The following is a 21,742-nucleotide window of genomic DNA, read 5'->3' on the forward strand; positions in this document are numbered from 1 at the left end:
AGGGTTTGCGCGGGCTGGGCAAAGCGAAGCCGCAATCAGGCTGGCCGCGCCCATCGCTAAGACGGCTCGTCGGGACACTGATGGCTTGAAACTACATGGACGACTCATCAGCCGGGCTCTTTCTATGGTGATCGCCATAGTATGGCGATCACCATAGTCGCGTCAAGCGGATCGTGTTAGGTTCACGGCATGCCACGTAAGACTGATGCCCGCGCTCGCGCGATTGCCACGGCCGAACGCCTGTTTCGCATCCAGGGCTACACTGCGACTGGATTGACCCAGATCATTGAAGAAAGCGGCGCGCCCAAAGGATCGTTCTACTTCCACTTTCCACGCGGCAAGGCACAGCTCGCAGAGGAGGCCATCGATCATTACGTTGCGACTAGAATTGCGGTATTGCGGACTATCTCGGCGAATACGACGGGCGATGCTCTGAATTTCGTTCGCCAGATTTTCGGTACATTCGCGGCCGAAATGGTCGCCTCTGATTTCCAGTATGGATGTCTGATGCAAAATCTGGCGAATGAGCTGCCCGCGCTCGACGCTGAGCTGACCAAACGGGTAGCGCGCGGATTTGCCGATTCAACCGAGATTGTTGCGGAGCATTTCAGGGGGTGCGGTTTCGCTCCCGCGCGCGCATCCTCTACCGCAGCCGCATTGGTAGCCGCCGTCGAAGGCGCGCGAACGATCGCCCGCCTGGAGCGCACGCCGGCTGTATTCAAGGCGCTGGCGGATGTCAGCGTCCAGAGGTGGGCCGCCCCCGAGGGGTGATCCGGGTTCAATGTTCTCGCCCCGGGCGCATGGATCGCCATCCGGACGCCTTGTATAGTCCTTGCGCCCCTACGACCCCGGAGGACCGGTCAATTGCCCCTCAAAGCCGTCGTCTTCGATGCCTACGGGACGCTCTACGACATCCAGTCGGTCGCAGAGATCACCGAGGATGCGTTTCCGGGCTATGGCGGGATCATCACGCAGGTCTGGCGGATCAAGCAGCTCGAATATACCTGGTTGCGCTCGCTGATGCGGCGCTACCAGGATTTTTCCACCGTCACGCGCGACTCGCTGGCCTATACGCTGCGCGTGCTCGGGCTTACCTACGAGCGCGAGGCCTTCGAGCGCGTCATCGAGAAATATCTGCATCTCGATCTCTATCCGGATGCGACCGCAGCGCTTACCGCGCTGAAACCGCGAAAGCTTGCGATCCTGTCCAACGGCAGCCCGGACATGCTGACTACGCTGGTGCGCAACTCCGGCCTCGACCGCCTGCTCGACGCCACCATCAGCGTGGACGCGAAGAAGATCTTCAAGCCGAGCCCGCAGGCCTATGAGCTGATCGGCGAGGTGCTCGGCACCAAACCAGACGAGGTGCTGTTCGTCTCCTCCAATCCCTGGGACGTGGCCGGCGCGAAATCGTTCGGCCTCAACGTCGCCTGGATCGAACGGGTGACGCCGGACGCCATGGCGCTGGCTTGCGTCGAGAACGAACTCGTGGCACCGCTGACGCTATTCAAGGCGATCCGCACCCAGATGGACGAGCTCGGCTTTGCGCCGGATCATCGCGTCCGCTCGCTCTCGGAGCTGGCAAGAATCGCCTGAATCAAGCATCGCCTGAGTATCGCCGCCCCCCGTAAGTCCTCGATGAGCTGACTGGAATGAGCCTGGAATCCGTTCGCGCCTTCTTCGCCGGGAAAGCCCCCGACATCACCGTGATGGAATCCCCGATCAGCTCGGCGACCGTGACGCTGGCTGCCGAAGCCTATGGCGTCGAACCCGCTATGATCGCCAAGACGCTGTCCTTGCGCGTCGGCGAGCGCGTGATCCTGATCGTCGCCGCCGGCACCTCGCGGATGGACAACAAGAAGGTCAAGGCAGCGTTCGGCGGCAAGCCGAAGATGCTCGGGCTGGAAGAGGTCGCCGAGATCACCGGCCACGAGGTCGGCGGCGTCTGCCCGTTCGGGCTGAAGTCGCCACTGCCGGTCTATTGCGACGTCTCGCTGAAAGCGTTCGACGTGGTGGTGCCGGCCGCAGGCTCGACCCACAGCGCCGTGCGCATCACGCCGGAGCGGATGGCCGAGCTGACCGCGGCCGAATGGATCGATGTCTGCGAGGTCAGGCCGTAAAGCGGCTACAGCCTGTACTCATGCCTGATGCATTTGCCGGTCAGGGAGGCTAATGTCTGGACCATGCCCGACGACAAGGTGAAACGACGACTGACCACCGTGCTGTGCGCCGATGTGCACGGCTATTCTCGCCTGATGGAAGCAGACGAGGCGGGAACGCTGGAAACGCTCCGCCGCTACCGCACGGCCATTGCGGGATTGGTGGAGCGTCATGACGGCCGCATCGTGAATACGTGGGGCGATGCTGTCATCGCCGAGTTCGCCAGCGTCGTCGAGGCCGTGCAATGCGCGGTCGAGATTCAGCAGGAAATTTCCAACCAGGATTCGGGCCCACCTGACGCAAACCCGATGCGGTTTCGCATCGGCGTCAATCTCGGCGATGTGATGGTGGATGGTTCCGATCTTTATGGAGATGGGGTCAATATCGCGGCGCGTCTGCAAGAACTCGCCGAACCCGGCGGCATCGTGATCTCCAGCTCCGCCTATGACCAGGTGCACAACAAATTATCTGTTGGCTTCGACTGTCTCGGCCAGCGTCCCATGAAAAACATTGCTCCCATGACCAGCTATCGTGTGACCATGAGCGGCCAAACCGCTCAAGCACGGAGCTTTCCGCCTGGCGAACGCCTGACGTCTCAGGGCGCTGTTGCGGGTTCGGAAACTGACGCCGCACGCCGCGACAGATCCGAGCCATCCACGTGGATGCGCTTCGTTTCAGATGGGCTGGCGAAGCTGCCCCGCCCGGTCGCAGTGGCCCTCACGGTGTCGGCCTTCCTGATCCTGATCAATGTTTTCACTGGGATGCACAGGATCTGGTTCCATTGGCCAGTTGCAGCGATACTCTTCGGCGTCCTCATGCGGACAGCGCTCGGGCGTCGACCTGAGTCGGACGGCAAGAGGAACCGCTGAATGAGGCGGCATGACCGCGTCTTCACGCCTGCCGCTGCGCATCTTTCCGGATCATGTTCTCAGAAGCGCTGATCGTCGCCATCGTCATAGGGCCGCGGCTGCGCCTGCGGAGGTGGCGGCGGCGCATTGTTATAGCGAGGCTGCGGCACAGCCCGGCCGCGCGGAACCGGCTGCTGTGGTGGCATCTGGTTGTTGGACTGGAACACCGCGCGACAGCCGCTGGAGAGTTGCGGCGTGTTCTGCCGCAGGCAGGCGGTGATGCGGCTCACATCCGGGATCTGATCGCTGCACAGGCGCCAGACATCCGGCGTGCAGGCCATCTGCTGCTCCATGGTGCCGCGATATTCCTCGGCGGACGCGGCGCTTTGCGCGACGATGCCGCTGATCGCAAGCGCCGCACCCAGCGCAATTCGCTCTGTTCGCATGGTCCCAATCCTTCTCGAATCCCTCGATTTGTCCTGAATCAATGAGACGCGGTCAGGTTCTGGCCCAACAAAAAAATGTGAAAATTCGGGTAGGAACCTACTCGACCCTGCCGATCTTCCTGACCGCCGCGATCAGCCGCGCACTGTCGGTCGCCACGAAATCGGAGAACGCTGGCGCATCCTGATAAGCGACCAGACTGCCCGAAGCATCGAAGGTCTTTAGCACGTCAGGGCTCGTCATCACCTGCGCCATCGCCTCGTGCAAGCGGCTTGCGATCGGCGCGGGAAGAGCGCTCTGCGCAAACAGCCCGGCCCAGATGTACATCTCGACATCCTTGTAGCCGAGCTCCTGGAAGGTCGGCACGTCGGGAAAGCTCGCAACACGTTGCGCGCCGCAATTGCCGAGCACGCGCAGCTTGCCGTCGTCGACCTGCGGCTTCAGCGTGCCCGGTGCCGCTGCGATCGCCTGCACGGTGCCGCTGAGCAGCGCGGTCAACGCCGGCCCCGCGCCGCGAAACGGCACGTGCAGCAGCTTGATGGCCGCGCTGTTGGCGAACATCTCCATTGCCACATGCAGCGTGCCGTAAGGTCCGGATGAACCATAGGTGATCTCGCCCGGGCGCTTCTTCGCGTCCTCGACGAATTCCTGCGCAGTCTTCCATGGCGCCGAAGTCGGCACCGCAAGCAGCGTGGGATCGGCCAGCACGCGCGCGATCGGCATGAACTGCGCCACTTCATACGCGACCGGACGATCGAACAGCCGGTCGGCCTCGGGCAGCACCGCGAGCGAGGACAATGTCATCAGCAGCGTGTAACCGTCGGGCTCGGCGCGCGCGGCTGCAGCGTTGCCGACCGATCCGCCGGCGCCGCCGGCGCGGTTGTCGACGATGACGGACTTGCCGAGGATCCGCTCCAGCGCCTGCGCGACGGGACGTGCCGCAAGATCGGCCTGGCCGCCGGCCGGGAACGGCACGATCATGGTGATGTTGCGGGCGGGGTAGCTTTGCGCGAAGGCCTGTTCTGGCAACGCGCCCCGCAACAACGGCAATGCGGCAACGGCGCGCAAGACGTCGCGTCGATCCATGGCAGCCCCTCCTCTTATTTTCTTGTTTCCCTCCGAGCCTAGCGCGGCGATCGGCAAGAACAAGCTGTTTACGAAGCGTTATCCATGTTCGCCCCGCTCCGGAACGCATCGCGGCACCCTCCGTTGCCTTCAGAAGGTCTTGCCAGGGAGAGTGCCATGGGAAAATTCGCGACCATCGACGTGGCGCTGGACGAGATGCTGGTGAACCTCGCAGCGATCGTCCTGCGGCTTTCAAAGCCCGAGGTGACGCGAACGCCGGAAGCGCGGCGTGCCCTGGCGCAATCGGTGCATCAATACGCAGTGTGCGCCGCACGTTCGACCGACCCGCGTGTTCACGATTTGAAGTCGCAGCTCGAGCAGACCGTGAAGCCGAGCTTGCGCATTGTCGCAATCGACGGCGTGAAGGTGTCGTAGTTAGTGGTGGTGGGCACGCTTCGCTTTGCCCACCCTACGATAGCCGTTCGGAGGATAGACTAGCGAGATCTCGTAGGGTGGGCAAAGGCGCAAAGCGCCGTGCCCACCATCACTCACCGAAATTCCCAGCAATATCCCGCATATCCCCTCCCCAATCCGCGGCAAGGATGCCCTGCTCCACATAACGATGGAAGCTGCTGAAAGACCAATCGCGCGCCTGGGTGACGAGGCCGTGCTTCACAGGATTAAAATGGATGTAATCAACGTGTCGCTCTAGATCCGCATCGTCACGAATTGCGTGCTCCCAATAGCGACGCTGCCAAATGCCTTTCTCGCGCTTGAGCAGCTTGCTTGCTGATCGCTCTTGCGGTTCTAAGCCTCGCGAAAAGCCGCCTTTGATCAGATTCCAACGTGACGAAAAATCGACGTCGTGGTCCGGAAGGGACCAAACGGCATGGAGATGCTCGGGCAGGATACAAATAGCGACTGTCTCGAACGGGCGGCGCTGCTGGACGGTCCGGTAAATTCGCCTGAGGCGATCAACATGATCCACGAGCAGAGTGCTTGAACGGTCGGCGAGCGCAACCGTGAAGAAGAACGTGCTGCCTTGCGCTCGGCGATATCGAGGCACTGTAACCTTCTCGTCCAAGAGTGGTGGGCACGCTTCGCTTTGCCCACCCTACGATAGCCGCTCGGAGGATAGACTAGCGAGATCTCTCCGTCATTGCGAGCGTAGCGAAGCAATCCAGAGTGTCTCCGCGGAAAGATTCTGGATTGCTTCGCTGCGCTCGCAATGACGAGCGGATGAAGCCGTGCCTATCTTGCGACGGCTACCCCGCCTTCCCACCCTTCTTCGACTGCCGCTTGCACGTGCCCGGCAGCTTCGCTGCGAGGAAATCGCCGAGCGCTTCGACGCGCGCGGGGCGCGGGCCGCCCGGTGGGGTCACGAGGTGCACGGCGCCTTCGGCCTGCTTCCAGTCCTTCAGGATCACTTCGACTTCACCGGACGAAATGGCATCGCCGACGATGAACTCTGGGAGCTCGGCGATGCCGAGGCCGGCGATCAGCGACGGCATCACGGCTTCGCCATTGTTGACGCGAAGCAGGCCGCCGGGGCGGACGCTGGCCTGCTCGCCGGCGGAATTGGTGTAGTGCCAGACGTTCGCCGTCGAGAGATAGGCGTAGCTGAAGCATTTGTGCTCGGCGAGATGCATCGGATGCGTCGGCCGGCCGTGCTTCCTAAGGTAGGACGGCGCGGCCACGGTGAAGCGCGGCATGGTGAAGAGCCGCCGCGCGATCAGTGACGAGTCCGGCAGCCGCGCGATCCGCACCGCCATGTCAAAGCCCTCGCCGATCAGGTCGATGGTCGCGTCGCTCAAATGCAGATCGACCGAGACCTCCGGATAGGTTTCGAAAAACTCCGGCAGCAGCGGCGCCACCGCCTTGATCCCGAACGTCATCGGCACCGCGAGCCGCACCAGGCCGCGCGGCGCCACCGATTGCGCCAGCGCATCGTTCTCGGCCGCCTCGCCGTCGGCGAGCAGGCGCGTCGCGCGGTCGGCGAGCTTGTGGCCGGCATCGGTCAGCGCCAGGCGACGCGAGGTGCGGTTGAACAGGCGGGCGCCGAGCCGCTCCTCCAGGCGGGTCACGGCCTTCGACACCGTGGCCTTGGACATCGTGAGCTCGCTTGCAGCCCCCGCAAACGACCGCAATTCCACGACTTTTGCGAAAATCGCGAGCGCCTCGAAATCGGGGAGTTTTGCCATGGCAACGGTCCCAATCAGGGTATTTAGGGAAACAATGTGTTTCGACAGTTTCTATTTCTATACCACAGGCGGAGGCTTATCCAAGGGTCATCAGAAATTCAGGACTGGAGAAATCCAATGACCAAGAAGCTCTCAGGCAAGGTTGCTCTCGTCACCGGCGGTTCGCGCGGCATCGGCGCGGCCTCGGCCCGCGCTCTCGCCGATGAAGGCGCGGACGTCGCCATCAGCTACGTCGCCTCGCCCGAAAAAGCCGAAGCCGTCGTCGGCGAACTGAAGGCCCGGGGCGTCAAGGCCCGCGCCTTCAGGGCAGACCAGGCCTCCGCCAAGGACGTGACGAAGCTGGTCAACGATGTCGCCAGGGAATTCGGCCATCTCGACATTCTCGTCAACAACGCCGGTGTCGCCAATGGTGGCGCGATCGACGACGCCAACGTCGACACGGCCGCGTTGGAGCGGCAGGACCAGGTCAACGTGCATGGCGTGATTGCGGCGATCCGCGCCGCCTCGCAGTTGATGGGTGAAGGCGGCCGCATCGTCACCGTCGGCTCGATGCTCGCCGACCGTGCCTCGTTCCCCGGCCTGGCCGACTACGTCGCCACCAAGTCGGCGGTCGTTGGTTACACCAAGGGCGCGGCGCGCGACCTCGGCCCGCGCGGCATCACCGTGAATGTGGTGCAGCCCGGCTCGATCGACACCGACATGAACCCGAAGGATGGTGGCGAGTTCGCCGAGACGCAGCGCAAGCAGCATGCGCTGCAGCGCTTCGGACGGCCTGAGGAGGTTGCCGCCGGCGTGGTCTTCCTCGCAAGCCCGGAAGCCTCCTTCGTCACCGGCACCGTGCTCAACGTCGACGGCGGGTTTGGCGCATAACGCCAAACCCGCCCCTCCAATCAGGGAACCACTTCCATGATCGAACTCAGACCTTTTGCAAAACTCGGCGGCGCCGATCACGGCTGGCTCAAGGCCAAGCATCATTTCTCGTTCGCAAGCCATTATGACCCGAGCAACATGGGCCACGGCGCCTTGCGGGTGTGGAACGACGACGAGATCGCGCCGAACACCGGCTTTCCCGCCCATCCCCACGCCAACATGGAAATCATCACCTATGTGCGCGAGGGCGCGATCACCCATCAGGACAGCCTCGGCAACGAGGGCCGCACCGAAGCGGGCGACGTGCAGGTGATGAGCGCCGGCAGCGGCATCCGCCACTCCGAGTACAATCTCGAGCCGACCAAGACGCGGATCTTCCAGATCTGGATCGAGCCGACGCTGCGCGGCGGTCAGCCGACCTGGGGCTCAAAACCGTTTCCGAAGTCGGGTCGCTCCGGCAAGCTCGTCACCATTGCGAGCGGCATCGAAGGCGACACCGACGCGCTGCCGATCCGCGCCGATGCGCGGGTGCTCGCCACCACGCTGAAGGCCGGCGAGAGCGCCGAGTACGAGCCGCAAAAGGCGCGGCACCTCTACCTGGTGCCTGCGGCGGGCGCAGTCGAGATCAACGGCGTGCGCGTCAATGCCCGCGACGGCGCCGCGATCCGCGACGAGGCCAGGCTGACGATCACCGCGCTGGAAGACACCGAGCTCGTGCTCGTGGACGCGGCCTAAACAATCCAAGCAACCCATCATCTCAACCGATCCCAACGGAGACCACCATGACCAAAGTTCTCGTCCTGTATTATTCCGCCTATGGCCACATCGAAGCGATGGCCAATGCCGTTGCCGAAGGCGCGCGCGAAGCCGGCGCCACCGTCGACATCAAGCGCGTGCCAGAACTCGTTCCGGCCGAGGTCGCAAAGGCCTCGTATTACAAGGTCGATCAGGCCGCCCCGGTCGCAAGGATCGAGGACCTCGCCAATTACGACGCGATCATCGTCGGCACCGGCACCCGCTTCGGCCGCATGGCCTCGCAGATGGCGAACTTTCTGGACCAGGCCGGCGGACTCTGGGCCAAGGGCGCGCTGCACGGCAAGGTCGGCGGCGCCTTCACCGCGAGCGCAACCCAGCATGGCGGCCAGGAGACCACGCTGTTCTCGATCATCACCAACCTGCTGCATTTCGGCATGGTCGTGGTCGGCTTAAACTATGGCTTTGCCGGCCAGATGAAGCTCGACGAGGTCACCGGTGGCGCGCCCTACGGTGCCACCACGATCACCGGCGGCGACGGCAGCCGCCAGCCCAGCGCCAATGAGCTGGCCGGCGCGCGCTATCAGGGACGCCAGATCGCGGAGACCGCCAGAAAACTGCACGGCTAAGCTGCACGGCTAAGCTTCAGCTGCACAACCAGCTGCATGGCAGATGCGATTAGGCCGGCATCGGTCAAGCCTGAGTGATGTCTGCGTGCGGCGGGATGGTAACCGCCGGCGCCGATGCGGGCGCCGTTGAAAGCCACCAGCCGTCGCCGGCGAACCAGCAGGTATCGTCGGGCACGTCTCCTCGCCGCAGCGACTGCACGCTCTCCCATCCCTTCGCAAACGCCTCGGCCAATCGGCGGCCGGCATCCGCATCCTGAAGTCCGGCGCAACCGATGAACTGGGCCCGCCCCAGGAATTTGGCCGGCCAGGCCGTGCCCTGCTCCGGGCGCGTGATCATCAGCATGCCGCCGAGCACGCCTTCCGGCGCCAGCGGAAACACCAGCCGCCCGCCGGGCCGCAACGCCGCGAGCCATTCCGTAGCCGGCTGCGCGGCGCCCGCGCAGACATAAATCACGTCGACATCAGGCAGATCGGACGCAATGCCCGAGCGCTCGCGCAGCTCGACTGTGGCGAAGTCCTTTAAATTCTCGCGTGCAAGCGCCGCCAGGCGTTCGTCGATCTCATAGGCATAGACGCGGCCATTGCGACCGGCGAGCTCGGCGAGAATGGCGGTGTAATAGCCGCTGCCCGCGCCGATCTGCAGCACGGTCTCGCCTTCCCTGACGCCGCAGCCGCTGAGCCAATAGGCGTGCGCGCCGGGCATGCCGATGTTGACGCCACGCGCCGGATCCAGCGCCAGCAGCGCATTCTGATAGAGAAAGGCGGGATCGTCGTCGGGCGTCTCGACGTAACGATGGCCGCCGAACGAGATCGACCACGGCCCGGGCCCGGCGAAGGGTTCGCGCCTCACGTTGCGAAACGCCTGCTCGAGACGCGGGTCCGTGGTCTTGGCTGCAGCGCAGATCAACTGCGCATAGAACGCGCGAAATTTGTCCGAACGATCGTCCATGTCGCCTCCTGGCGGCGGCGACGATAGCACAATCATTGCGATATTCGAGTGACCGTGCAACCCGCGAACGTGGACGGCTCTAGCGCGTACCCTTGCCGATCGCCCGCGCCGCGAAGGCGGCGAGCCTCGGATGGCGGCGCAAGCCCTGGGCAGCATGGTCGCGCAGCACATAGGGCAGCCCGCGCCATGACAGGGCGACGCTGACATCGGTCAGGGCGACCTGCTCCGCGCCGAAGCGGCGCTTGTAATCGTGATTGCCGATGCTGAGATCGAAGCGCCGCACGCCCTGCGCATGCAGCGCTGCCATGGTGCGCTCGGTCACGAGCAGCCCCGGCGAGCAATTCGCCCACGTCTTGCCGGCATGGCCGATCCGCAGCAAATAATAGGTCGCACCATATCTGACGCCGAGCGTGGTGGCGACGACGCCCTCGTCGCAGACCAATGCCGAGATCACGGCATAACCTTCCACAACGCCTTGGCGAGCTACCTCGCGATAGAAAGCAGCATGGGCCTCGTCGTTGAGGACGAACCGCGAGCCGAGCTTCTGCATGCGCTCCTGCTGCTGGACATCCATCACGTCGAGAAGCTCGTGCGCGCGGGCAACATCGTTGGCAATCTCGAACCGCGCGCCGGCATGACGGCTGAACACGCGCCAGCAGCGCGGCATCTGCATGCGCTTGATCGACGCCTGATAGTCCGCATAGTCGTCGCCGGTCAGCACGAGATTGCCGTTGAGCGAGCAGGAGCCGGAACGGCCGAGCGACAGCAGCGGGTTCGGCTTGGCGCCGACATAGGCCGGCATCTTCTTCAGCCGCAGCAGGTCGAAGCCGTCAGGCAAGGCGCGCAACGCATCCACCAGCGCCGCGCCGATCGCCTGCGCGCCGACCGCATCGAAGGTTGCATCGCAGGCCAGGATCGGAGCGTTGTTGTCGGAGACACCGAGATCGGCAAACTCGACGACGCGGATGCCGCGCCTGACGTGGCTGAACATCGGCACCATCGCGATGTCCTTGCCGGTCGCCGGATCGGTGATGATTGCGATCAGCGGCGCTACGCCATGAAAGGCTTCGTACCAGGCACCGAGCCAGTAACCATGCTGGAATGCGGTGCGATGGCCCGCATTCAGGCGCAATGCGGCCTGTCGCCAGTCACGCAAGAAATCGACTGAGATTCCCGATGTGCTGGACACCCGACCATCTAGTTGCTCGAGGCTGAGAAACGCCATTTGCGGGGGCATACGGTTACTGAACGTGTCCAGATAGATTATGTTTTGTCGCAGACCACAAGTTACGTCGATGCTTATCGTTAAGCCGATACCGTCGCAGCGCGCGCAACGCCCCCGTGTCCCGATATGAAACGCACGACTGCGACAAGCTGTCAGCGATCGGGTTCCATTTGCGCGACGCATTGGAACCGGGCCAGGAAATGCAACCCGGCGGCCGCGAGCGCGAACATGAACCAGACCGGGTTCTGCCGCTCGAGCAAGAAGGTCTCGGTCGTCCCGAAATACAGGCCGAACAGCCAGATGGTCAGGAACAGCTTGCCCAGCGCGTTGCTGCGGTTGTGAGCCTGGGTCTCCTGGAAATTGCGAAGCGGCGCCAGGACGAAGATGAGGACGACCAGCAACAGGCCCGGCAGGCCGATGGTGACGGCGAGATCGAGATAGCTGTTGTGGCTGTGCGCCGCAGTCACCGCCCATTCGGAGCCTTTTGCGGTCTGCCGCGCGGTCACGTCGTCCCAGAACGCCGCATAGCCATGGCCGGTGATCGGCTTCTCCGCCACCGCTGCAAGCGCGAACTCCCAGATGTCGGAACGGCCGGTGAATGTGGGATCGACCGGAAGCGCTCGCGTGATGCTGCCAAGCGCCGGGCTCAGAACGCTGCCGACCGTCAGCAGGTTCATCACGATCAGCGGCGCGAAGCAGATGATCCGCTTTAGCCACAGGCTGCGCGTGACGTAGACCAGCGACGCCAGCGCATAAATCGCCAGGCACAGCACCGACGATGTCTTGCCGCCGGTGAAGATCAGGAAGATGCCGGCCAGCAGGGCGACCGCGGGCCCCATCACGAAAGAGCCGACGGCAGACAGGTAGATACCGACATAGACCAGAATGGTCATCACCGGTGAGGCGACGTTCTTGTGGCCAAAGCTGCCGCGCCAGTCGCCGGCGAGCTGCGGCTCGGTGATGTCGAGCGCGCTATGGATCGAATATTGCGGGGCGAGAAAGACCCCGAGAAAGCACAGCGCCAGCAGCACCAGCGCGGCGCCGCCGAGGCAGAGGTTAAAGCTCCGCTGCGTCGGCGGCAGCAGCGGCAGGATCACCGCGAGCGAGGTGACGCTGGCTGCGAGCACGAAGCGCTGGATCGAGACCTCGCGGCTCTCCGACAGAACGACGTTGATCAGCATCCAGCCGACCAGGCAGAGATGCAGCGGCGTCACCAGGGTCTTCAGCGAGGGCGCATCGGTGGTGAGAACGAACATCACGCCGATTGCGCCGAGCAGGCCGAAGGTAATGTAGTTCAGCGCCATGCGCCCGCCGACGACGGTGGCGACGTCCTCGCTGCGCAGGTCCGGAAACGGATCGAGCGTGATCATGACCAGCAGCAGGGCCGCCACCATAATGAGGCAGCGCGCCACCTGGACGACATTCAGCTTGGCGAGCTCGTCGCGCAGCGCATGGCCGAGCGAACGGGCCTCGACGTCAGTCATGTCTGCGGCGCTGCGATCCATGCCTCTAGGCCGGGTGGGAGGATGGGGGACCTCAGAGGTCTAGCCCATCCCCGTTAACCATCCGTCAACCAGCATGCCGGAGGTGGCGGCGACCCGCTGCTGCCGCGCGACGCTGCGCGCGATCTCGTAATATTGCAGCGCGCGCTGCTCCAGCGTCAGGTTGTCCATGATGTAGCCGCGCGGATCGAATTTGCCCGAGGTGCAGCCGGCCCAGAAATCGGTCCAGCGGTCCTCGAAGCCGGCGCGGTCCGTGAATTTGAGACCGCAGCGATCGTCCCAATAGGGCACCGACGACACCGGCTCGAACTGGACGCGGTGCGGATAATAATCGGGATCGGGCCAGGGGCCGCCGGGATCCCAGGCAAACACCGGCACGCCGCAGGACAGCGCCTGCTGATAGGCGATGCCCTGGCTCTCGTTCTGGCACAGGAAGATCATCGCGCGCGAACGTGCCAGCGCGGCCTGATAGTCTTCCTCGTTGTAGCTGCCGTAACGCAGCTCGGTGAACGAGCGGCCTTCCTTGATCAGTCGCGCGCGAACCGGCTCGACCAGCTCCGGCACGTAGCGGTCACGATCCCAGCTGACCTTGTCATAGAGGAGAACGTCGACGGTCTTGTCGCGCGGGCGCGACGGCGCCCACAGATCGGTGTCGATGCCGACCGGCCAGGCTTCGGTCTCCGGCCAATAAGGCCGGTACATGTCGGCATACCAGTCGCCGGGCACCACGACCTTCTTGACCGGAAGGCGCTTGAACAGATCGGGATCGTCGAGCGGATGATTGTGGGCGGCAACGCCAAGCAGGATCGGGTTCTTCCACGCAAACTTGTCGAGCAGGAAGGTGCGGCCGATGATGCAGGCGACTTCCTCGGGATGCTGCCCGATGTAGCCGTAGTCGTTGACACGATAGCGGATGCCGAGCCGGTCGAGCCCGGCGCAGAGATTGAGGAACACGCGCAGCTGTCCGCTCATGCGCGGCTCGCCGAACAACATCTTGCGTGCCATGCGCCGCAGATGCCGGTCGCCGGGAACCCAGCGATCGTCCTTATCCTCGTAGAACAGGTTGAGGATCATGTCGTCCGGATCGTAGTCGAATGTCTTTGCGGGCACTGGATCCATCCGCGGCAATCGGGCCTGCATTCTCGCATGAGACCCGCTGTCGCACCTCTGAAAATGCAGCGACAGACTTAACGCAGCAGGTTTAACGCTAATCTACGAAACCGACGCCCCGACGGCCTTCGCAACAACGATTTGATCGTTATGAGGGTATCATCCGCGCCAGCTCAGACCGCGATTGCCGACGGCCTGGTTAACAGATCCTTAAACACGACGAGCCATCGCTTGACCCTCACCGACACCACGCTCGATGCACCGGCCGCCGCGCCCGCGGCCGCGGATGCGCGCGCAACGTCGCCTGTGGTTTCCGTGATCGTCCCTGCGAAGAATGCGGCGGCCTATATCGGCGAGACCATCGCAAGCGCGCTGGCGCAGGCCGATGTCTCCGAGGTGATCGTCGTCGATGACGGCTCGACCGATGATACTGTGGCGATCGTCCAGGCCATCCGCGATCCACGGCTCTGCCTGATGATGAACGACGCCAGCGGCGTATCGGCTGCGCGAAATCTCGGCGCACGAAGCGCGCGCGGGGACTGGTTGATGTTCCTCGATGCCGATGATCGGCTGCGGCCCAATGCCGTGACGACGCTGCTGACGGCGGCCAAGGCTGCGCCCCGCGCGATGCTGGTCTATGGCGACTACAACACGATCGACAGCGCGGGACAGACGATCGGCCGCCGCGGCCTCCTGAAGGGACGCCGCAAGCCGTCCGGCAACGTGCTGGAGCGGCTCGCCGGCGGCAATTTCATCGTCAACGGGGGCATCATGCTCATCAAAGCCGACGCCTTCCGCGCCACCGGCGGCTTCGACGTCTCGCTCCGCTACTGCGAGGACTGGCATTGCTGGTGCCGCCTCGCCGCACTCGGTGACTTCGCCTACGTGCCAGAACTCTTGCTCGATTATCGCCTGCACACGGCCAACACGATGAACGCGGCGGTGCGGACGCCGCAAGACTTCTTTCCAGCGGTCGCGCGCGTGTTCGACGATGAGTTGATCCTCGGCAAGCTGCCGGCCGGCACTGCGCCCCGTTTGCGGCAGGCAGCGGAAATCCACCTCGTGACCTATGCGGCGACGCAAGCCGTCCGCTTCGGGAGATATCGCGAAGCGCTCGGTTATCTCGGCATGGTCGGCCGACGCTCGCTCAAGGCGATGCCGCGGTCCGCGATCAGGATCGCTCTGTCTTATTTTGGAATCTGACGCCCCGGCGCGAACACGTCAGGAGACGGTCGTCGAGGCCTTGTAGGGCTTCGGATCAAAGCCAAAAGCCGCGAGCGCGGAACCGACGGCCACCAATACGGGGTGCATCGCGACGACGGCTTTCGATGACGTCAGCAGGCGAGCCGAGCGGACCAGCGACAGCGGCAACCGCCCGAGCATCCGCGCAAACACCCGCGCCCGCGCCGCCGCGCCTGGCGCAGCCTTGATCTGCACACGATAGTTGATCGCGCCGATGCGCAGGCCGCGCCTGGCAATCCAACCGAGGCTGGTGCGGTCTTGCGGCACGGTCTCGCTGATGACGGCCTCCGCGGTCCAATGGAAATTCATGCCGGCATTGCGGCCGCGATAGAAGAAGTCGCAGTCTCCGCCGCCAAGGAAATTGAATTGTAGATCGAAGGCAGGGCTGCCGAGCCGCTCGAACGCCGCGCGCGTGATCAGGCAGTTGCCGCAGCCGTAGATCAGCGGCACCGCACCGGTGTAGTCGTAAGCGGGACAGAAGGCGGGATGGCGAGCGAGCCAGGGCCGGCTGTGGTCGTCGAACACCGGAAGCACCGGACCGCCGACCACGTCGGCACCGGTCGCCTCCGCAGTGCGAACCATCAGCTCGAGCCAGTCGGGCGAAGCGATCTCGTCATCATCGATCATCAGGAAGCGGGTCGCAGCCGGAAACAGCGCCTGCGCCGTCTCGAACGCGGCGTTGATCGCCTGGCAATTGCCCTGCCGCTTCTCGACCAGGCAGATGCCCTGGAGCTTGCCCGAAGTGAGATACTCCGCGGCCACTGGCGCGCTCGCGCGCCCGGCCGCGTCGTTCTCGACCATGACCACCGCAAAGGCGCGCGAGGTGCGCTGGTTGACGATCGAGTCCAGCGTCAGCCGCAGATGGTCGGGGCGACGGAAGCAGGGAATGCAGACGACGATGCCGACCGAGAGATCGATGACGCGCGAGCTCGCGGCGATCTCCCGGTTGGGATCGCGCACGGCATCCGAGATCCGGCTGGCGGACAAATCGATCGGGATCAGCGTCATGGCGTTCTAGATGACCGAGATATGTTGAAAAAGCCCTGCGTCCATAGTCCCAAGGCGACACGGCCGCGCGGGACAGATACGTCCCAAGATGAACGGCCTGCTGCAGCGCTCAAGCTGCACCGCGACGCTAGTGTGCCCGCTATGACGCGTCCTATCATGCGCTTAACCGCTTTCGCGTGTTTTTCCTGCGAATTCCTGCGCGCGTGGTACTGCAATTTGCAGTCCATCACCTGCCAACAGCGTAACATGGACAATGCCGTAGTTAACGCATGGCCGGATTAACCCGGCCGTAAGCACCGCGACCGGTGAAGGCGTGCGGCATCAGATTTGCTCTTCGGGCACGAGATACTTTTCCTGTAAATTTGAATCGAACAAGCGCGGTCAGAAAAACATGAACAAGTCAGCCACGATCGATCTCGCGACGGCTACCAGTGCCCAAGACCTCACAAGTCCCGCGCACACCCAGGCTCTGCTCGACCTCGTCGCCGGCGAAGCCCGCGACAGCCTGCTCGGCGTTCACGAGGTGCTGCGCCGCGAGCTGCCGCAGGGCCGGCTTGCAATCTACGAGGCCGGCGGCGGCTCCTCGAGCTTCCTGCCCATGGACGTGCTCGGCCGCAGCCGTGTGACCGTCGTCGATATCGACGAAGACCAGGTCCGCAACAACACCTACGCCGACGAGGCGATCCTCGGCGACGTCCAGACCTATCGTTTCGGCCCGGAAACGTTCGACGTTGTGATCTGCTACAACGTGATCGAGCACTTGCCCGACGTCGAGGCGGCGCTCCTAAACTTCCGCGATGCGCTCAAGCGCGGCGGCATGATCCTGATCGGGGCGCCCAATCCACGCTCGCTGTCCGGCGTCGTCACCAAATATTCGCCGCACTGGTTTCATGTCTGGTTCTACCGCACTATCCGCGGCATCAGGACCGCCGGCCTGCCCGGCGAGGCGCCGTTCCCGACCTTCTTCCACCCGCTGGTGACGCTGTCGAAACTCGAAGCGTTCGCCGTGGACCATGGCCTGGAGATGATCTACCGCCGCGAGGTCGAGAGCCCGCGCTATCCCGAGATGCGCCAGCGCAAGCCGCTGTTCGCCGCCCTCGTCGACGCCGGCGCCGCGATGATGAACGCCGTGCTTCCTCGTGGCACCGACGTCCGCCGCGGCGACTATCACGTCATCCTGCGAAAGCGCTGACGGTCATGCGCGCGCTGGCCGGCTGTCACGCTGCGAAGCCGCACGCGCGCGCGCGGCGAGGTACGCACGGTAACGAACCGTTAATCACTGAGGGAGCGCTGCCGCCGGGGCGTCACGACGACGCGGCAAATGGCGACCTGCGCTTAAACGCTTTGTTTGCCATTTCGGTGAATAGTCCCTCAATGAGTATGGTTAATTTTCCCTGTTGCGTTGATTGCGCACCTATTTCCCCGGTGCGAGGCGTAAAGCGAAGAGTAACCCCTCAGCGCGCGGGCGTTGGAATGAAAGCTGGGGATTATGCTTGACTATAACCAGCCGATCGACCGGGCCAGACATCCGACCATGTCGGAGGCCCCGCAGCGGACATCCGAGGCCAGCTTCAACGTGCTGGAGCTCGTCCGCCTGCTATGGCGGCGCAAGATTGCGATTGCTTCTGCCGCGCTGATCGGCGCGTGCCTCGCCGTCACCGTCGGCAAGAGCCTGACGCCCCGCTACACCGCGACCGCCCAGCTTTACGTCGATCCTCGCGAGCTCCAGCTCGTCGATCGCGAGCTCACGCCGCGCGCGCAAGATCTCTCCGGCATGTCGATGGTGATCGAAAGCCAGGCACGCCTGATCACGTCCAACAGCGTATTGCTGCGAGTGATCCAGCAAGCCAATCTCGACAAGGATCCCGAATTCGGCAGCGGTGGTGATGGCAATAGCCCGATGTCGTCACTGCTCGGCCTGATCGGTCTCCAGCCCCGCGCTCCCTCCGCTGCGGACATCAAGGACGTGCAACTCGCCGCCCTCGACGCGCTGAACAAGCACATCACCATCCGCAAGACCGAAAAGAGCTTCATCGTCGATATCGAGGTCTGGTCGACCGATCCCGCCAAAGCGGCGATGCTCGCGAACACCTTGACCAACGTCTATCTGACAGAGTCCCGCAACTCGCAGGCCCTGGCGGCGCGGCGCGCGACCAGCGAACTGTCCGGCCGGCTGAAAGAGCTGCGCGAACGGCTGCGCAACGCCGAAACAGCACTTGCCACCTACAAGGCGCAGAACAATTTTGTCGGCACCCAGGACGCGCTGATATCTGATCAGCAGCTCTCCTCCAGCAACCAGCGGCTCTCCGCGGCTCGCGCGGCGACGATGGACGCGCAGGCACGGCTGGACCAGATCGAGGCAAATAAGCGGACCGCCGCGGATGCCGGCGCCATTCCCGAAGCGCTGCAATCGCCGACGATCGCGAACCTGCGCGCGCAATATGCCGACGCCCGCAAGAAATATGCGGAGCAGACCGCCGAGCTCGGCCCGCGCCACCCCGCACTGCGCCAGACCGAAAAGCAGGTCGAGGATCTCAAGCGCACCATCAGCGAGGAGATCGAGCGCTTTGCGCAATCGGCCAAGAACGATCTGACCCGTGCCCGCGACTATGAGGCGTCGCTCAACCGGGCGCTGGAGGTGCAGAAGCGGCAGAGCGTGCAGCTCAGCCAGGCCGCCGTGCGCCTGCGCGAGCTCGAGCGCGAGGCCGAAGCCAGCCGCGACGTCTATCAATCCTTCCTCAAGCGCTCGCGCGAGACCGAGGAGCAGGAGACCCTGAACACCTCCGCGGCCCGGGTTATCGGCGAGGCCACGGTGCCGCAGCGGCGCTCGTTCCCGCCGGCGATGAGCCTGTTCGCCATGATCGGCTTCATCTTCGGTGCACTTGCCGCCGCCTCCTGGTTCGTCGCGGCCGAGCATCTGTTCAACGGCGCGACCGCGCCCGAACCGAGCCGCCGCGAGCGCACGCCCGCGCAGGATCTTACGAGACCTCAACCCGAAGCGGCCGCGCCTCCACCTGCGCTCGCGCTGGTCGAGAAACCGCTGATCGCCCGCCTTCAGGAAGCCGACGTGATCCGCACGCTCGGCGCCATTCTCGCCACCGGCGGTGGCGTCGATCTGACCCGCGTCGGCTGGCCGACGCTGCGCCCCGGATTTCCGCTGACGACGCTGCTCAACGCCTTGCGCGATATGAGGGCGGCGATGGCTCGTCGAGCCGGCGGCAAAACCATGCCGGTGATGGCGCTGGTCGGCGCCGGCGACACCACCGGGCGCAGTGTGGCCGCACTGAATTTCGCGCTCGCAGCCGCGCGCGATGGCAGCCGCGTGCTGATGATCGACGCGGACCATCAGGCGCACACGCTCTCGAACAAGGTCAATCGACCTGGCAAGAGCGAGCCGAGCAAGCTTGGCTGGCTCTCGATCGGAGCCAAAACTGCGCGCGAGATCAAGACCGTCAACGGCATCTCGGTGCTGCCGGCGGCCGAGAGCGATGCAGGCAAGGCCGCTGATGCCATCCGCAAGGCGATCGCGCAGGCGCGCTCGGCCGGCGGTTATGACGCCGTCATTCTCGACGGCCCCGCGATGCCGCTTTCTGCCGCCGGCCGCAAGCTGCTCGATAGCGCCGATGCGCTGGTGGCGGTGCTGCCGACCAGCCTCGACATCAATGACAGCATGGAAGAGATTCTGGCCGCACTCGGCGGTGCCCAGCGCAAGCTCGTCGGCGTGGTGCTCGACGAGCTCGCCCCCGCGACCCAAACGCGCCAGCGAGGCAAACAATATGCTTGAGCGCCGCGTCAATCTGGACGGCCGGGCCGCGACTGCCGAGGTGCCACGGATCACCGTCGGCGGCCTTCGCATGGCCGCACTCGACCTGGAAGCCACCGCCGATTTCATGATCGAGGCGACGGATCCGCGTCATCGCATTGGCCGCCCGTTGTATCTAACGTCGGCCAATGGCGAGGTGCTGGCGCGCTGCTCGACCGAGCCGCAGACCGAACGCCTGTTCCGCGCCGCCGATCTGATCAATGCCGACGGCCAGCCGCTGGTGGCGGCGTCAAAGCTGCAGTCCTGGTTTCCGCTGCCGGAGCGCGTTGCCACCACGGACCTGTTCCATATCGTCGCGCGCAAGGCTGAGGTTGCCGGCCGCACCTTCTACATGCTCGGCGCCAGCGAGGAAGAGAACGCTGCGGCGGTCAGACGGGTCCAGAACATGTATCCGAAGCTCAAGATCGTCGGGCACAGTCACGGCTATCTCGATGGCGACGCACTGCGGGCCAAGGTCGAGGAGATCAACGCCCTCGCGCCGGATTGCCTGTGGGTCGCGCTCGGCGTACCTTCTGAACAGGCCTTCGTCGAGAAATACACGCCGCTGCTGACCAATGTCGGCGTTATCAAGACGTCAGGCGGCCTGTTCAATTTCCTGTCGGGCAGCCGCTCGCGCGCACCGCAATGGATGCAGCGGATCGGACTCGAATGGGCTTGGCGCACCTGGCTCGAGCCGCGCCGCCTGTTCTGGCGCTATTTGACCACCAACCCCCGCGCGATCTATCTTCTCTTCAGCCGCAATCGGCCGTTCAATCGCTGAGAAGGTAGAACGACATGAATGACCAGCCGACTGTCCTCGTCACAGGAGGCGCGGGCTATATCGGCTCGCATGCCTGCCGTGCCCTTTCCGCTGCCGGCTATCGGCCCGTCGTCTATGACAATCTTACAACGGGTCATCGCAGCTTCGTGGCCGGGGAGCTGGTGACGGGCGATCTGCTCGACGGCTCGACGCTGGCGCGCGCCTTTGCCGACCATAAGGCGACGGCGGTGATGCATTTCGCGGCGGCGAGCCTTGTCGGCGAATCCATGACCGACCCGCAGAAATATTACATCAACAACGTCCAGGGCACGCTGTCGCTACTCCAGGCGATGCGCAACGCCGGCTGCCACCGCATCGTGTTCTCCTCGAGCGGCGCGGTCTATGGCAACGCCGATTCCAAGGCGCTGCCGGAGGATTTTCCCTGCGCGCCGATCAATCCTTACGGTGCTTCGAAGTGGATGATCGAGCGCATGCTCGCCGATTATCGCGCGGCCTACGGCTTTGGCGCGTTCTGCCTGCGCTATTTCAATGCCAGCGGCGCCGATCCGGCCGGCGGCATCGGCGAATTGCGTGACAACGAGACGCATCTCATTCCGCGCGCCATGATGGCGCTGCAGGGTCATGTCGAGTTCGCCGTGTTCGGCGGCGACTATGACACGCCCGACGGCACTGCGATCCGTGACTATATCCACGTCACTGATCTCGCTGCTGCGCATGTCGCGGCTTTGAAGCTGCTGGAAACGGGACATACCGGCGGCAGCTTCAATCTCGGTACCGGCGCGGGCTTCTCCGTGCGCGAGATCCTCACTGCTATCAGGCAGGAAACCGGGCGCGAGGTGCCGCACACCGTCAAGCCGCGCCGCGCCGGCGATCCCACCTATCTGGTCGCCGACCCCTCGGCCGCCCGAAAAGTGCTGGACTTCGTGCCGCGCCATTCCGACCTGCCGACCGTGATCCGCACCGCCTGGGCCTGGCACCAGAAGGCGCATCCGCTCAAATCGCGCTAGGCGCCGTATTATCTTGCCGACCGGAACCCCGAGCGGCTAAAGAGATTGTTACAGTCAGCGGCGGCGACCAAGCCGGCCGCCGCATGGCCGCCAATGGAAGCGGCGCACGTGGCTCGACCGACAGCGCGAGCCGATTTTTCACAGCG

Annotated in this window: 22 protein-coding genes; 13 read left to right on the forward strand and 9 right to left on the reverse strand. The window is 64.2% G+C overall.

The annotated features are described in order from the left end of the window. Positions 1–189 precede the first annotated feature (189 nt). The 4 genes from ABID59_RS03675 to ABID59_RS03690 all read left to right on the forward strand — a co-directional run bounded on the left by ABID59_RS03675 (position 190) and on the right by ABID59_RS03690 (position 3,029). The gene (locus tag ABID59_RS03675; RefSeq protein WP_148753262.1) at positions 190–771 is read left to right on the forward strand and encodes a TetR/AcrR family transcriptional regulator; all 582 of its coding nucleotides are present in this window, start codon (positions 190–192) and stop codon (positions 769–771) included. Positions 772–864: 93 nt separating this feature from the next. After that, complete coding sequence (locus tag ABID59_RS03680; protein WP_354082460.1) at positions 865–1,596, forward strand: haloacid dehalogenase type II; 732 nt, start codon at positions 865–867, stop codon at positions 1,594–1,596. A 56-nt stretch (positions 1,597–1,652) separates the two neighbouring features. After that, positions 1,653–2,120 carry a YbaK/EbsC family protein gene (locus ABID59_RS03685; protein WP_354082461.1) on the forward strand — a complete coding sequence of 156 codons (468 nt, stop codon included), beginning with the start codon at positions 1,653–1,655 and terminating at the stop codon, positions 2,118–2,120. Positions 2,121–2,183: 63 nt separating this feature from the next. Then, positions 2,184–3,029: an adenylate/guanylate cyclase domain-containing protein gene (locus tag ABID59_RS03690; RefSeq protein WP_354082462.1), complete on the forward strand. Its 846-nt coding sequence runs from the start codon at positions 2,184–2,186 to the stop codon at positions 3,027–3,029. Between the two features lie 59 nt (positions 3,030–3,088). On the opposite strand, the gene ABID59_RS03695 is transcribed toward ABID59_RS03690, so the two are convergent. Both ABID59_RS03695 and ABID59_RS03700 read right to left on the reverse strand, forming a co-directional pair. Then, entirely contained in the window at positions 3,089–3,454 is a 366-nt protein-coding gene (locus ABID59_RS03695) for a hypothetical protein (RefSeq protein ID WP_148753258.1), read from the reverse strand. Positions 3,455–3,551: 97 nt separating this feature from the next. After that, a complete protein-coding gene (locus tag ABID59_RS03700) occupies positions 3,552–4,538 on the reverse strand; it encodes a tripartite tricarboxylate transporter substrate binding protein (RefSeq protein ID WP_354082463.1) in 987 nt (328 codons plus the stop codon). A gap of 156 nt (positions 4,539–4,694) precedes the next feature. Between ABID59_RS03700 and ABID59_RS03705 the strand changes: the two genes are divergently transcribed. Beyond that, on the forward strand, positions 4,695–4,952 hold the full coding sequence (locus ABID59_RS03705) for a hypothetical protein (protein ID WP_148753256.1): 258 nt from the start codon (positions 4,695–4,697) through the stop codon (positions 4,950–4,952). Between the two features lie 109 nt (positions 4,953–5,061). Here the strand turns inward: ABID59_RS03705 and ABID59_RS03710 are convergent, their stop codons facing one another. Together ABID59_RS03710 and ABID59_RS03715 are read right to left on the reverse strand one after the other, a co-directional pair. Next, positions 5,062–5,583, reverse strand: a complete 522-nt coding sequence (locus tag ABID59_RS03710) for an REP-associated tyrosine transposase (protein WP_502916775.1) — start codon at positions 5,581–5,583, stop codon at positions 5,062–5,064. A gap of 199 nt (positions 5,584–5,782) precedes the next feature. Then, a complete protein-coding gene (locus tag ABID59_RS03715; protein WP_354082465.1) occupies positions 5,783–6,718 on the reverse strand; it encodes a LysR family transcriptional regulator in 936 nt (311 codons plus the stop codon). Positions 6,719–6,835: 117 nt separating this feature from the next. Between ABID59_RS03715 and ABID59_RS03720 the strand changes: the two genes are divergently transcribed. From ABID59_RS03720 to wrbA, 3 genes are read left to right on the forward strand one after another with little or no spacing between them, the layout of a single operon-like run. After that, on the forward strand, positions 6,836–7,588 hold the full coding sequence (locus ABID59_RS03720) for an SDR family NAD(P)-dependent oxidoreductase (protein WP_354082466.1): 753 nt from the start codon (positions 6,836–6,838) through the stop codon (positions 7,586–7,588). Between the two features lie 36 nt (positions 7,589–7,624). Next, positions 7,625–8,323 (forward strand): pirin family protein, encoded by a 699-nt coding sequence (locus tag ABID59_RS03725; protein WP_148753253.1) that lies wholly within the window; start codon positions 7,625–7,627, stop codon positions 8,321–8,323. A 47-nt stretch (positions 8,324–8,370) separates the two neighbouring features. Beyond that, entirely contained in the window at positions 8,371–8,970 is a 600-nt protein-coding gene (gene wrbA, locus ABID59_RS03730) for an NAD(P)H:quinone oxidoreductase (protein WP_354082467.1), read from the forward strand. Positions 8,971–9,034: 64 nt separating this feature from the next. On the opposite strand, the gene ABID59_RS03735 is transcribed toward wrbA, so the two are convergent. The 4 genes from ABID59_RS03735 to ABID59_RS03750 all read right to left on the reverse strand — a co-directional run bounded on the left by ABID59_RS03735 (position 9,035) and on the right by ABID59_RS03750 (position 13,756). Beyond that, positions 9,035–9,919 carry a protein-L-isoaspartate O-methyltransferase family protein gene (locus ABID59_RS03735; RefSeq protein WP_354082468.1) on the reverse strand — a complete coding sequence of 295 codons (885 nt, stop codon included), beginning with the start codon at positions 9,917–9,919 and terminating at the stop codon, positions 9,035–9,037. Between the two features lie 79 nt (positions 9,920–9,998). Further along, on the reverse strand, positions 9,999–11,144 hold the full coding sequence (locus tag ABID59_RS03740) for a GNAT family N-acetyltransferase (RefSeq protein ID WP_354032914.1): 1,146 nt from the start codon (positions 11,142–11,144) through the stop codon (positions 9,999–10,001). A gap of 152 nt (positions 11,145–11,296) precedes the next feature. Further along, positions 11,297–12,649 carry an O-antigen ligase family protein gene (locus tag ABID59_RS03745; RefSeq protein WP_354082469.1) on the reverse strand — a complete coding sequence of 451 codons (1,353 nt, stop codon included), beginning with the start codon at positions 12,647–12,649 and terminating at the stop codon, positions 11,297–11,299. Positions 12,650–12,688: 39 nt separating this feature from the next. After that, positions 12,689–13,756 carry a glycosyltransferase gene (locus tag ABID59_RS03750; protein ID WP_354082470.1) on the reverse strand — a complete coding sequence of 356 codons (1,068 nt, stop codon included), beginning with the start codon at positions 13,754–13,756 and terminating at the stop codon, positions 12,689–12,691. Positions 13,757–14,062: 306 nt separating this feature from the next. On the opposite strand from ABID59_RS03750, the gene ABID59_RS03755 reads away from it, so the two are divergent. Then, complete coding sequence (locus ABID59_RS03755; RefSeq protein WP_354082583.1) at positions 14,063–14,959, forward strand: glycosyltransferase; 897 nt, start codon at positions 14,063–14,065, stop codon at positions 14,957–14,959. An 18-nt stretch (positions 14,960–14,977) separates the two neighbouring features. Here ABID59_RS03755 and ABID59_RS03760 read toward each other — a convergent pair whose 3' ends face one another. Further along, entirely contained in the window at positions 14,978–16,006 is a 1,029-nt protein-coding gene (locus ABID59_RS03760) for a glycosyltransferase family 2 protein (protein ID WP_354032911.1), read from the reverse strand. Positions 16,007–16,397: 391 nt separating this feature from the next. Between ABID59_RS03760 and ABID59_RS03765 the strand changes: the two genes are divergently transcribed. From ABID59_RS03765 to galE, 4 genes are all read left to right on the forward strand, one after another. Then, complete coding sequence (locus tag ABID59_RS03765; RefSeq protein ID WP_354082471.1) at positions 16,398–17,198, forward strand: class I SAM-dependent methyltransferase; 801 nt, start codon at positions 16,398–16,400, stop codon at positions 17,196–17,198. Between the two features lie 297 nt (positions 17,199–17,495). Continuing rightward, positions 17,496–19,790 carry a GumC family protein gene (locus ABID59_RS03770; RefSeq protein ID WP_354082472.1) on the forward strand — a complete coding sequence of 765 codons (2,295 nt, stop codon included), beginning with the start codon at positions 17,496–17,498 and terminating at the stop codon, positions 19,788–19,790. Further along, positions 19,783–20,589 (forward strand): WecB/TagA/CpsF family glycosyltransferase, encoded by an 807-nt coding sequence (locus ABID59_RS03775; RefSeq protein WP_354082473.1) that lies wholly within the window; start codon positions 19,783–19,785, stop codon positions 20,587–20,589. Before ABID59_RS03770 ends, ABID59_RS03775 begins: the two co-directional genes overlap by 8 nt. A 14-nt stretch (positions 20,590–20,603) precedes the next feature. After that, a complete protein-coding gene (gene galE / locus ABID59_RS03780) occupies positions 20,604–21,596 on the forward strand; it encodes a UDP-glucose 4-epimerase GalE (RefSeq protein WP_354082474.1) in 993 nt (330 codons plus the stop codon). Positions 21,597–21,742: the final 146 nt, after the last annotated feature.

The sequence above is a fragment of the Bradyrhizobium sp. S3.3.6 genome (assembly GCF_040546905.1).
Classification (GTDB): domain Bacteria; phylum Pseudomonadota; class Alphaproteobacteria; order Rhizobiales; family Xanthobacteraceae; genus Bradyrhizobium; species Bradyrhizobium cytisi.